The sequence below is a fragment of the Clostridium sp. HMP27 genome (assembly GCF_000765165.1).
GTDB lineage: Bacteria > Bacillota > Clostridia > Clostridiales > Clostridiaceae > Clostridium_AK.
Genome location: NZ_JMFY01000002.1, coordinates 186,067 through 197,905 on the forward strand (window position 1 = coordinate 186,067; position 11,839 = coordinate 197,905).

Below are 11,839 nucleotides of genomic sequence, written 5' to 3' on the forward strand. Positions count from 1 at the left end.
GATGAGAAATAAAACCTTTGTGGACTTCAACCATCGTTCCTCGCCGCCACCATGAAAACCTCGACAATACAAAAATGTGTTGTCGAGGTTTTAGACCTATTAGTTTAATTTTAGAGTAACTTAATCAGCTTTTCTAACTCTTCAGATAAAACTTTTGCAAGCGTAAAATCAGTATCTTTTAAAGCCAATTCTATTTTTGTTTCAATTAATTTTTTATTTTGTTCAATTTCTAAATAGTCTCTGTCAAAATGACTAGCATAAATCATCTGTCTAAATTTTCGCATACTCATTTTTCTAATGGTCTTATCTTCAATGATTAAAACAAAATCCATACAGTTTACTATAGAATAGAAATCATGACAAATCATTAGAATCGAACCCTTATAGTTTTTTATGGCTTTTTCCAGTGCGATTTGTGAATATGTATCTAAATGACTTGTCGGTTCATCAAGAAGTAGCAAGGTTGCTTTATTAGCAGCAATTTTAGCCAACTGAAGTATGTTTTTTTCTCCGCCAGATAAAGAACCTATCTTTTGATTAATTAATTCCTCTTCAAAACCATAGTTTGAAACATGGGATCTAATCTCTTCATAAGTTTTAAAACCAGCATCGAAGAACTCTTCAAGTATTGTATTAGAATCATTTAGTGTTTTGCCTTGGAGTTGAGATAAATAAGCCACTTCAACATTTTTATTTATTTCAATAGAATCATGATTATTTTTAAAGATTTCTTGAAGCAAAGTAGTTTTACCGGTACCATTTGAACCGATAATAGCTACTTTATCAGTAGATTTAACCTCAAAGTTAACATTTTCTAGAAGTATATCATCAAAGGCAACACTATAATCATTAACCTTTAAAGCAATGTTCTCTTCCATTTCATTATCTGTAAAGAAATTGATATTAGGTTCTTTAATATCTACAAATGGCGCTTTAATTCTACGTTCTTCTAATCTTTCCTGAATTTTAACTCTAGCATTTAGAGTTTTCCCTCTGAAACGTTCAGCATTTTCAGTTGCTAGAACTCTTAATTTATCTATTAAGATCTCATTTCTATTAATTTCTTCATCATCAGCAGCAGCAAGCTCTTGTAGCTCAATTTTAGTTTGAAGCAATGAGAAGTTATAATCAATATAGCTTCCATCAAACTCCTGTAGTTCCATGTTTTCAAGATGAATAATTTTGTTAAAACAATGATTTAATAGATATCTGTTGTGAGTAACAATTAAAGTTGTTCCTTTGTGTGAATTAATTAGATTTTTGAGAGAATTAAGGTTTCCAAAGTCTAAAAACACATCTGGTTCATCCATAATCAGTAAGTCTGGACTATTTAGCATTGCCTTAATTACTTGAATAAGTTTCAATTCTCCACCACTAAGTTCAGATATCATTAGATCTTTATACTTAATTAAGTTTGTAAGAGTTAGCTTTTTATCAATAATATTTTGGAAATCATGCCCATTAATTGCATCAAATAAGTCTAAAGCTTGCTGATACTTTTCTAGTAAAGTATCAATATCAGAAGATGTTTCCATTTCAGTACATATAGATGTTATTTCATTTTGTAGATTAATAAATTCTTCAGCTATATATTCGAAAACTGTAATGTCTTTTATTTTGTCTAGTTGTGGGAATTGACTTACATATCCAATTCTACAATTTGGGTACATCTCTATAGTACCATCGAACATATATTTTTCAGGATCCATAATTATATCTATCAGCGTACTTTTTCCACTGCCATTTGTTCCTATAAAGGCACAATGTTGGCCATCTTCTAATGTAAATGAAATATTATTATATAGATTCTTTTGGGGAAATGAGTAGGACAAGTTATCAACTTTTATCATATTATTACCTCTCTTTATCATTAAAAAAGAGCCTATAAAAATAAGCTCTTTAATATATTAACGTGTCAATTAAAATTTCATACTTCGTTTTTATGTAGTAAAGAATTTTATTAAGTTTAACATTGATAGCATAACATCTTTTTTCACTAAGTTCAATCATTTCGTATAAGCAACAAAAACTGTCTCAGTTATTCTAATAAATGAAGTATCTTAGGCTGTTTTTGCAATTATAACCAATGAAAATCCAATATATATTATTAGCTTCAATTAATGATATATCAATAAATGATATACAAAAAATCTGATTTTTATATTTTATCTAGTGTTACTGACGAAAAACACGGATACTTAATTATGAAAACTATTGAGAAGCTTACTAATAATGAAGTTAGTATTGGTCCTGCATCACTTTATACAACACTGAAAAAGCTTTTAGCAGCAGATTTAGTGGATTTGCCTTTAGTGAAGAAAGTGATATGAAGAAATTAAAAAAATATGCAAGCCAGGGCTGGATACTAGAGGGTATAATTGGAGGCTTTTTTTATAAATTAAAAAACGATAAACCTCAAGACATAATATATAGTTTAGATTATCAAACAGAGGCAAATGGTTAAAACCCAGTAGTAATGCAGTTCTGATTGCTTACTACTGGGTTTAGTTTATGGGAGCATTCTAATAAAATTATTAAGGGGTTTCCAGAGCAATATTGATATCAAAAGAAATATCATTAGCTGACATTTCAACACATATTACCTTATCAATACTTGCATTAGCAGTAAAATTTCCATGTATAAGTGTGGGAGTAGAAATATCCACATTAATATTAATATTTGAAAACTCTGTAGCTGCATTAGCTGTAAGCATATTAGTTAACTCTGAAATTGCACTTTGAGCTAATTCATCAAACTCATTTACTGGCATTCCCATCATCATTGAAGATGCAATTTTTTTAGCGTTTTCAATTGAAGTATTATAAATAATATTTCCTTTAATATCACCCATTAATCCTACTATTATCACTACCCCTGAACTTTCTAAATATTTACCTTTTAAAGAAAGTCCGTTCTTTTTAATATCTGATAAACCAACCTGTGGAAGTATATTTGCAAAGGAATTTACAAAAGGAGTTATATATTTGATATCCATTCTTCATCACCTCGATTGAATCCAATACTCATAGTTATTTCTCCAAATGCAGAATTTACAATTGCAGAAAAGCTTGTTTCTAATTCTCCTTTGGATATATTAATTGATTCACCGTGGAAAATTGTAGGTGGTGCAACTCTTAATCCAAATAATTTATTCTTCTTATTTATCATAGAAGAAGCATTGCCAGCGTACATGTTGGCAATTTCACCCATAACATTTAGCATTTCTTCATTATCTTTTGGTTCTCTTTTCAGTAGGATATTTGAAAGCTTTGATACCGTTTCGTATGACATATCAAGAATCAGTCTACCAGAGTATTTTCCGATTATACCTAAAACAATTGAAACTCCTCTGGAGCTCTGAGCTATATTGTTGGTACTTTCATTTGTGAATTCTGGAATAGTCTTTGTTAACTTGTTAAATATATCTAATAGTGATTCTTTAAATACTTTACTATAATAACTTTCTAATTCTTGAAACAATTCTTCATTTGCCATTATCCTGTTTATTAATAGTGTAATTTCCTCGCTGTCTACTGGCTTTTGAATATAACCTGAAACATGATTTTTTCTAGCTTTTCTTACAATTTCATCATCCATCATAGAACTTACAATAATCACCTTGATATTAGGATCTATGTCATGTATTGCTCTAGTACATTCAAGTCCATCAGTACCTGGCATAGTCATATCCATTGTTACTAAATCAGGTTTTAAGGATTTTATTACTTCTTTAACCTCATCAAGAGAACCTGCACTTCCAAGGACTTCAAATCCATTCTCACTTAATAAATCACTTAAAAGAGAAACTTGAAAAGGTGAATCATCTACAATAACTATTCTTGTTTTACTCATTTTATTAACCCTCCTCAAAATATCATAATGTCAAATCAAATAAATACGTAATTTTTGCAAAATAGGCCTATTAAAGTATTTCGACGTTTTTTTCAATATTCCTTCACAATAATTGGAAATATATCAATTTTTTTATAGATACAAACAAAATTATAGAGTATGAGGAAAGCATGTTGACATGGGTGTCAGCATATGTTATATTTTTACTAACATATAAGTCAGTAAAATTCAAGGAGGAAATTAGTATGCCTGCAAAGCTTTATGATAAAGAACAAATTTTAGATGCCTGTTTGGCTGTATTTGCCAGACATGGATATGAGAAAACTTCCACAGTAATGTTGGCAGAGGCAGCCGGGATATCTAGATCCCTAATATTTCATCATTTTAAGAGTAAAAAAGACTTATATCTATCCTTATTAGATAGGTGTTTTGAAAAGGGAAGTATTGAAATTAGCTTTGATAACATACTGGAACAGGGAGATTTTTTTGAGGTTAAGGAAAAGATAAGTAATATAAAGTTTAACTACTACAGGAAAAATCCTGAACTATATAAAGTTATAATAGAGGCCTTTTATAATACACCAGAAGAATTGAAAATGGAGATTTGCGAAAAATATGGAAAACTAATTAACAAAAGGGATGAAGTAATGGAGCTGTTATTTGAAAAAGTTCCTCTAAGGAAAGGTGTAGACAGAAAGCAGGCATTTGAAATAATCAAAATTACATTAGATTATTTTGAGAACAAATACCTGTCAGACCTAGTAGAAGATAAGGAGTTGAATGAAACCTATTTTCAAAACTTTATTGAAGAGAGGAATGGCTTTTTTGATATGATACGATATGGAATTCAAAAATAGGGAGGGTTTATTGTGGAGAATATGGTTAAAAGCTTTAAAGCTTTAACTCCTGAGTTACAAATATATGCAGGAGGAAAAGGTCGCATGCTGGCAAAGATGCATCAAGAGGGATATCCAGTTCCAGACGGTTTTGTTATTTTACCCTCTGCTTTTAGAAATGAAAAACTTAGTGATCAGGCCTGGAATGAGGTGCAAGCTTTATTAGGCGATATTAGAAATAAAAATAAAGGAGCTCTATTTGCGGTAAGATCATCAGCTTTAAGCGAAGATTCAGTCAAAGCCTCATTTGCAGGGGAGTTTGAAACTATTCTTAATGTTGAAACGGATAAAGATATAAAGAAAGCCATTGATGAAGTTTTTAGGTCAAGAGAATCAGAGCGAGTAAGAGCTTATAGCTCTGTTCAAGGTATGGATCAGGTTCATCAGATAGCAGTAGTTATACAGCTTATGGTACAGTCTGAAATTTCAGGGGTATTGTTTACTGCCGATCCTATAACAGGCAGCTATTCAAGTATGATAGGCAACTACGTACATGGATTGGGAGAACAGCTTGTTTCTGGAGAAAAGAATGCATATGATTTTAAACTAAATAGGCCAAAGGGAAAATATGAGGGTCCTGATGAGTTTAAGAAATATGCTCGTAACTTGTATCAATATGCAGAAAAGCTTGAGAAGGAACTGGGAAACTCTCAGGATATCGAATGGGCTGTAGCGAATGGAAAACTATATCTTTTGCAGGCAAGACCCATAACCACAGTTACTTCCGGAAATCTAGATACCTATGAAATAAACGAGAGCTTAGCTGGAGATGCTATTTGGGTAAATACAAATGTGGGAGAAGCAATTCCAGATGTTGTTACTCCATTGACTTGGAGTATTGTAAGGTCGCTAGATATTGAATCTGGTTTTATACCAGGATATTATTTATGGTCGGGTAATATTTGTGGAAGAATATACTCAAATATTAGTCAGAGATTATCAGCTGTTATTGCATTATATGGTAGTTCAAAGTTAGCACAAAAAATGATTAGTGAGGTTTTCGGCCAATTACCAGAAGGACTAACAATTCCGGTTTATCCATTTAATAGGGTTGATTTAATAAAAAAGATCTTTCCGAGAGTAAAATATTACTTTAAAATGTATCGAGAAATTTCAAAAAACATGCCTCAGTATATTCAAAGTACACCGGGATGGTGCAGGGAGGTAACTAAAGAAATAAAAAAAGTAAATACAAAGGAAGAACTACTTACACTATGGAAGCATGAGCTTGAGCCCTATAATAAAAAGGCTTGGTGGGGACTGATTATTAGTGGGACTAAAGCTGTTCTTGCTTTGACATTGAGCAAAAAGCTTACAAAGTTGGTTGGGACTGAAGATGCTAATACCCTTCTATCTAACCTAAGGGGGGATTCAGAGCTGGCAAGCCTTGGGCCAGTTGTAGGCATATCAAAGATTGTTAATGGAGAAATGAGCCGTGAGGAATATCTTAAACAAAATGGGCATCGAGGCCCTCATGAGTTCGAGCTATCAATTGCCGATTCTTTGGAGGATGCAAACTGGCTTGAAAGGCAGATTGAGGAATTTAAGGATTCTAATACTGATGTAGATAAACTTCTAAAGAAGCAGCATATTCAATATGAACAGGCTTGGAAGAGGTTTCAGGAGCGGTTTCCCAGCAAAGTAAAATGGCTTGAAAAGCAGATAGCAAAAGCATCAGAAGGTGCTCGTATTAGAGAAGCATGCCGTTCAGAGTTCGTAAGGGTATTTAGAGTTCTTAGAGCATTTGCAATTAGGGTAGGTGAGATTACAGGAATAGGGGAGGATGTATTTTTTCTCTATATTAATGAAGTAGAAGATTTATTGTCTAATAGAGATGTAAAAGTAGAATATGTTCCAGCAAGAAAAGAAAATTATGAGAAATATAAATCTATACCCCCATTCCCATCAATTATTCGAGGACGCTTCAATCCTTGTGAATGGATGAAGGATTCAAATAGAAGAATGGATTTCTATGATGCAACCATGTCAATTACTATTGCACCTGATTCTGAAGTATTAAAGGGTTTTTCAGGAGCAGCGGGTAGAGTAGAAGGAACAGTACGTATTCTGGTAAGCCCCGAAGAAGGAGAAAAGCTTCAATCAGGAGAAATTTTGGTTGCTACGACAACTAATGTAGGTTGGACCCCTTTATTCCCTAGGGCTGCAGCAGTAATAACTGATGTAGGAGCACCTTTGTCCCACGCTGCAATTGTAGCTCGAGAGCTTGGTATTCCAGCTGTTGTAGGTTGTGGAAATGCTACTATAAGACTTAAGACAGGGACTCGGGTACTAGTTGATGGAGGTCAAGGAACTGTACAGATATTGGAATAATGTGTGTGGAAAAGCTACGTGTCATCAGTGAGAATGAAAATAGTATATAATAATTGAGAATAAAGCACTAATTTTGACGTATTAGTGCTTGTTTTTTTGCTAAGTTATTTGTGAAAGGTAAGAAATTTAATTCTATATATAAAGAACAGCCTTAACTAGTGATATTACTAGGTTAAGGCTGCTTTTATAAGCAACATAATAATATAATTATAAATTTTTTATTGGGAAAGAGAATGTCAATATGTATGGCACTGTTATTTTATATTATTAACATCCTTTAAAATTTCCTCAAGCTTTTCAACAGACACAATTCGATCATTACACTTCTGGCTATCTAAACATATATTAAAGCCTATAGACCTATAGGCACCTTCTCCACTATTAGATGTTTTACAGATAGATGAAACAAAGGCTACTTCATCTTCAAGACCTACATGATTACAAAGCGCGCACACATGAGTGTTGTTGGAACCATAATTTGGAACTTTGCACACCATACCGATAAGCTTGTCATCCATATTGTAAGCTATAAATAGTTTTCTAGTAGATTCATCAATCCAACCTAAATATACATTTTTTGAATCCTGATCACTTAAATTTGGTAATTTAAAATTCTTTTCTTTTTTGAATAATCTATTAATTTGTGGCTTGGTAATACTTGGCATACCGTATACATACTCATTCAACTCGGATAAATAATTATCAATTTGTGAAGGATTATTTATTTTGCTAATATCAAGTAGTTCCTTTTCCTCCTCAGATAAATTTTCAAAAATACCTAATATTTTATTATGTGTATACGCTTTATTTACTTCAACAACATTAATATCTACACAATCTCTTAAAGCATTTTTTAAATTAAGCAAACATTTTTTTATATAGTTATACTTATATTTTTCTATAAAAGCTTTCATAAAATCCGGCACCTCTTTTCTAACATGTGTAATTTTTATTATTAATTTAAGTAAATAAGACCTTGCCTTCAGTTTTTTTCTGAAGGTTATCTTAAAATATAACTTTTATTGGCATGCCATAGTGAAATCATAACATGTTTGAAGATAAGTATTCAATCTAATAAATAATTCTGTAATGATTATGAGAAAACACGGTTTTCATAAAATAGTTACGAAAACTGTATACAAGAGGATTTGGAATGAGATATGTACAAAAGAAATGTAATAAAATCTAAGTAAGATGCAATGAGGTTGAATAAAATCTAAGAAAATGCAATAAAGTGCAATAAATTAATTGACCATATAGGGAAGGTTTATTATAATTTGGATATAAAGTAATTGTGGAAGGATGAAAAAGCATAATGGAAGATAAGTTCTATACAATAGATCAAGTTGCAGAATTGTTAGGTATGCATCATAAAACCATAAGAAAATTTATAACTGAAGGCAAACTTGGGGCAAGCAAAGTTGGAAAGCAATGGAGAATATCAGGACATGATTTAAGTACCTTTATGGAAAGAAACAGTGGTAAAATGGGAAGTGAAAAAATAAATGAGGAATTAAATGTTGATTACTTCACTACAAGTGATGAAGAAGATACTATATCAGATAGGATAAATGTATCAACAGTAATAGATATTAAGGAAACTGGAAAAGATGACTATATGAGAATATCAAATACAATTATAGCTATAGCAAATTGCAAAGATCCAGAAATGGGAAGATCTACAGTTAATATAAAGTATGATGAGAATGATAAAAGATTAAGAGTAATTCTTTGGGGCAGTGTAAAATTTATAGAAAGTATGTTAGACACTATTTCAATGCTTGTAGAACAATAAAGTGCTGCCAAGTTCTACATAAAAATATGTATATAGTGCAATGAAAAATATTAATTTATTGGAGGACAATTATGAAAATAGCTAAGATAAAAGAAAATAATGTAGAGATTGCTATTGTAAATAGCAGCGAGATTTTGATAACTGATGTTCAGTCATCGCTGGATTTCATTGGAACGGTAAGATATGAAACAGATTGTGATCGTACAATTATAAATAAGGCTTCAATATGTGAGGAGTTTTTTGATTTAAAAACACGACTTGCAGGAGAAATTTTGCAAAAGTTTATTAACTATCATATGAAAATTGCAATAGTTGGTGATTTTTCTATGTATTCAAGTAAGAGCTTGAGAGAGTTCATTTATGAGAGTAACAAAGGAAGAGATATATTCTTTTTGCCAAGTGAAAAAGAAGCTATTGAAAAATTGAGTAATGCTTAAGTTTTTATATTAATGTAATTAACTGAAGAAAAGATAGTGTTGTTAAGACGCTTTTTAAGGATTTTCATCTAGGCATATACGGGATAATTATTGTTAGCTATATTTTGATAAAGAAGGGGAAAGAACATAACATGGGTGAAATATTTAGACAAATATCATTGTATAGATTTATCATGTTCTGTAATGAAACAAATATGGATAAGGTAGTATTAGACTGTGGTGCAGGAGGTAATTGTCCACCGCTAAGCTTGTTTTCAGAATATGGATATGTAACGCATGGAATAGAATTTAATACTAAACAATTAGAAAAAGCTAATGAATACGCAAATAAAAAAAGCCAGAACTTAAATATTGAACTTGGAGATATGAGGAATTTAAAATTTGAAAATGAAACATTTAGTTTTGTGTATTCCTATAATTCAGTATTTCATATGGTAAAATCAGATGTTTCAAAATCTATAAATGAAATGAAACGAGTATTAAAGAAAAATGGGTTACTTTTTGTGAACTTTCTTACCACAAAAGATTTTCGATGTGGACAAGGTATAGACCTTGGTGAAAATCAATATGATCAAATAGAAGATGATATTTCTGTAATACATTCCTATTTTGAAGAGTGTGATCCAGATAGATATTTTTACGGTATGGAAATAATATATAAAGAAAATAGAGTTTTTGAAAGAATGTATGAAGGTGAAATAATTAGACAAGGATTAGTTGAATATATCTTAAAAAAAACATAAGGTAATTAATTCATAAGCTTCTTATTTTAACATGTCAAGTTAAAATACTAGCAATTTATTTGTGCAAACTAATGATTTAAAATATAATCTGAAAATTTATGATATATTTAGGGGGAAAATCATGACAAGACAATATAATTTATATCAAATTGATTCATTTACAAAGGAAAAATTCACAGGAAATCCAGCAGGTGTAATAACAAATGCAGATGGATTAACTGATTACGAAATGCAAAAAATAGCTAGAGAACTTAATAACTCTGAGACAGCCTTTATCTTTTCTTCAAATAGCAATGAATATGATGCTCATATACGGTTTTTCACTCCAACAAATGAAGTGCCAATTTGTGGACATGCTACTATTGCTGCGCATTATGCACGTACTGTTGAAAATGGACTGGGCTCTTCAAGAGTTTATCATAAAACAGGTGCTGGAATTTTGCCTGTAGACGTAATAAGAGAAAATGATGATTACAAAATTGTTATGACACAGGGACAAGTTGAATTTGGCACAATTATTGATGGAGAAAATAAAAAAGAACTTTTATCAGCTCTTAATATAAAAAATAATGATTTGCTGGAAAACTACGAAATTCAAATTGTCTCAACAGGTCATTCTAAGGTTATGATTGGTATAAAAAGCATTGATACTTTAAACACATTAAAGCCAAACTATGATGCACTTTCTAGATTGAGTAAAATTATTAAATGTAATGGGTACTATGTTTTTACGGTTAATTCACAAGATAGTGATATATTAATACACGGTAGAATGTTTGCACCTGCAATAGGTATTAATGAAGATCCTGTCACTGGTAATGCAAATGGGCCTTTAGGTGCGTATCTTGTGCATCATAATCTTGTCAAACACAATAATTGTTTGTTTAGATTCAAGGCTAAACAAGGGGAAGCTATAAACCGAACAGGTGTTATTGAAGTTGAGGTGAAAATAGAAGATACAGAACCTGTTGAAGTTAAGGTTTCTGGAAATGCTGTAATAATATTTAAATCTGAATTATCATTAAATGATTAATAAATGCTGAAAAACTCTAAAGTTATTTTTGGTTCTGAACTAAAGCACAACAGGCAAGGCTCTAAGCCCCCTTAGTTTTAGGGGGCTATTTTTTTACTGTTTGAAGCCCTGTGATAATTACCTCAAGATACTCTGCAAATTCTAATACGAAATCACGTTTGTGGCAGGATGATTTAGCTACCTTTAATGCCTGCCGTTGTTTTTCATTTGAAACAATGGAAGAAAATTGTCCTAAAGCATAATGCATTTGATAGTGAATGAAGTACCTAAACTGTTCATTAGATAAGTCAGGCAGTAATCTTTTTATAATAACTCTCAGCTGGCTAAAATTGCTATAAAAATCTTGCTTAAATGTCTCAAATGCGGTTAAAGTTGAAGATTTTTCAAGCACTATAGTTAAAAGAGAAAACAGCTTAACTAGGCGCTTATTCTGATATATTTGTTCTGCCCAAATATAGCAAAAAGTCTTAAGTTCCAAATGATCATAGTTTTCCAAGCTCTGTTGGAGTCCTTCTACCCACTTCTCAGCATCTGAGGCAACAATCCATAGGAAAATTTCTTCCCTAGTAGTTACATATTTATATAAATTTGCTCTTGAAAAATTCAGTTCACTAGCGATTGAAGCCAGAGTGATTTTTTCTAATGGTTCATTTTCCAGTAGCCTAATGGTGGCTTCAATGATTTGGTCACGCCTAATATTTTTTTGTTCTTCGCTGCGTGCGCGTTTAAACACCATTTTGGCACCTCCTTG

General features: G+C 31.5%; 11 protein-coding genes and 2 pseudogenes. 8 read left to right on the forward strand and 5 right to left on the reverse strand.

The genetic code is table 11. The features are described from left to right. Positions 1–110 precede the first annotated feature (110 nt). The gene (locus tag DP68_RS02280; RefSeq protein WP_035305456.1) at positions 111–1,850 is read right to left on the reverse strand and encodes an ABC-F family ATP-binding cassette domain-containing protein; all 1,740 of its coding nucleotides are present in this window, start codon (positions 1,848–1,850) and stop codon (positions 111–113) included. Positions 1,851–2,135: 285 nt separating this feature from the next. Here DP68_RS02280 and DP68_RS02285 point away from each other — a divergent pair. Continuing rightward, a pseudogene (locus DP68_RS02285) lies at positions 2,136–2,344 on the forward strand (PadR family transcriptional regulator); the annotation flags it as partial. Further along, positions 2,327–2,452: pseudogene (locus DP68_RS19130) on the forward strand (DUF2812 domain-containing protein); the annotation flags it as partial. The pseudogenes DP68_RS02285 and DP68_RS19130, both read left to right, overlap by 18 nt. 82 nt (positions 2,453–2,534) lie before the next feature. On the opposite strand, the gene DP68_RS02290 reads toward DP68_RS19130, so the two are convergent. Together DP68_RS02290 and DP68_RS02295 are read right to left on the reverse strand one after the other, a co-directional pair. Continuing rightward, a complete protein-coding gene (locus tag DP68_RS02290) occupies positions 2,535–2,996 on the reverse strand; it encodes a chemotaxis protein CheX (protein ID WP_035305459.1) in 462 nt (153 codons plus the stop codon). Next, the gene (locus DP68_RS02295; protein WP_035305462.1) at positions 2,978–3,853 is read right to left on the reverse strand and encodes a response regulator; all 876 of its coding nucleotides are present in this window, start codon (positions 3,851–3,853) and stop codon (positions 2,978–2,980) included. The genes DP68_RS02290 and DP68_RS02295 overlap by 19 nt, the downstream gene beginning before the upstream one ends. A 245-nt stretch (positions 3,854–4,098) precedes the next feature. Between DP68_RS02295 and DP68_RS02300 the strand changes: the two genes are divergently transcribed. Then, complete coding sequence (locus DP68_RS02300; protein ID WP_035305465.1) at positions 4,099–4,710, forward strand: TetR/AcrR family transcriptional regulator; 612 nt, start codon at positions 4,099–4,101, stop codon at positions 4,708–4,710. A 21-nt stretch (positions 4,711–4,731) separates the two neighbouring features. Next, on the forward strand, positions 4,732–7,080 hold the full coding sequence (locus DP68_RS02305; RefSeq protein ID WP_363330940.1) for a PEP/pyruvate-binding domain-containing protein: 2,349 nt from the start codon (positions 4,732–4,734) through the stop codon (positions 7,078–7,080). Between the two features lie 254 nt (positions 7,081–7,334). Here the strand turns inward: DP68_RS02305 and DP68_RS02310 are convergent, their stop codons facing one another. Then, positions 7,335–7,994, reverse strand: coding sequence for an elongation factor G-binding protein (locus DP68_RS02310; RefSeq protein WP_035305469.1), 660 nt, complete (start codon positions 7,992–7,994; stop codon positions 7,335–7,337). A 401-nt stretch (positions 7,995–8,395) separates the two neighbouring features. Here DP68_RS02310 and DP68_RS02315 point away from each other — a divergent pair, with 401 nt between their 5' ends. The 4 genes from DP68_RS02315 to DP68_RS02330 all read left to right on the forward strand — a co-directional run bounded on the left by DP68_RS02315 (position 8,396) and on the right by DP68_RS02330 (position 11,088). Continuing rightward, positions 8,396–8,875, forward strand: a complete 480-nt coding sequence (locus DP68_RS02315; RefSeq protein WP_035305472.1) for a helix-turn-helix domain-containing protein — start codon at positions 8,396–8,398, stop codon at positions 8,873–8,875. Positions 8,876–8,946: 71 nt separating this feature from the next. Further along, a complete protein-coding gene (locus DP68_RS02320) occupies positions 8,947–9,312 on the forward strand; it encodes a DUF4180 domain-containing protein (protein ID WP_035305475.1) in 366 nt (121 codons plus the stop codon). Positions 9,313–9,443: 131 nt separating this feature from the next. Continuing rightward, a complete protein-coding gene (locus DP68_RS02325; protein ID WP_035305478.1) occupies positions 9,444–10,055 on the forward strand; it encodes a class I SAM-dependent methyltransferase in 612 nt (203 codons plus the stop codon). Positions 10,056–10,176: 121 nt separating this feature from the next. Then, entirely contained in the window at positions 10,177–11,088 is a 912-nt protein-coding gene (locus tag DP68_RS02330) for a PhzF family isomerase (protein ID WP_035305480.1), read from the forward strand. Between the two features lie 85 nt (positions 11,089–11,173). Here the strand turns inward: DP68_RS02330 and DP68_RS02335 are convergent, their stop codons facing one another. Further along, the gene (locus tag DP68_RS02335; RefSeq protein WP_035305482.1) at positions 11,174–11,824 is read right to left on the reverse strand and encodes a TetR family transcriptional regulator; all 651 of its coding nucleotides are present in this window, start codon (positions 11,822–11,824) and stop codon (positions 11,174–11,176) included. Positions 11,825–11,839 lie beyond the last annotated feature (15 nt).

Bases quoted from the DNA above. Each gene is read 5' to 3' on its own strand.
- DP68_RS02335 (WP_035305482.1), bottom strand. From the start codon at position 11,824: ATGGTGTTTAAACGCGCACGCAGCGAAGAACAAAAAAATATTAGGCGT.
- DP68_RS02295 (WP_035305462.1), bottom strand. From the start codon at position 3,853: ATGAGTAAAACAAGAATAGTTATTGTAGATGATTCACCTTTTCAAGTT.
- DP68_RS02315 (WP_035305472.1), top strand. From the start codon at position 8,396: ATGGAAGATAAGTTCTATACAATAGATCAAGTTGCAGAATTGTTAGGT.
- DP68_RS02280 (WP_035305456.1), bottom strand. From the start codon at position 1,850: ATGATAAAAGTTGATAACTTGTCCTACTCATTTCCCCAAAAGAATCTA.
- DP68_RS02330 (WP_035305480.1), top strand. From the start codon at position 10,177: ATGACAAGACAATATAATTTATATCAAATTGATTCATTTACAAAGGAA.
- DP68_RS02325 (WP_035305478.1), top strand. From the start codon at position 9,444: ATGGGTGAAATATTTAGACAAATATCATTGTATAGATTTATCATGTTC.
- DP68_RS02310 (WP_035305469.1), bottom strand. From the start codon at position 7,994: ATGAAAGCTTTTATAGAAAAATATAAGTATAACTATATAAAAAAATGT.
- DP68_RS02290 (WP_035305459.1), bottom strand. From the start codon at position 2,996: ATGGATATCAAATATATAACTCCTTTTGTAAATTCCTTTGCAAATATA.
- DP68_RS02305 (WP_363330940.1), top strand. From the start codon at position 4,732: ATGGTTAAAAGCTTTAAAGCTTTAACTCCTGAGTTACAAATATATGCA.
- DP68_RS02300 (WP_035305465.1), top strand. From the start codon at position 4,099: ATGCCTGCAAAGCTTTATGATAAAGAACAAATTTTAGATGCCTGTTTG.
- DP68_RS02320 (WP_035305475.1), top strand. From the start codon at position 8,947: ATGAAAATAGCTAAGATAAAAGAAAATAATGTAGAGATTGCTATTGTA.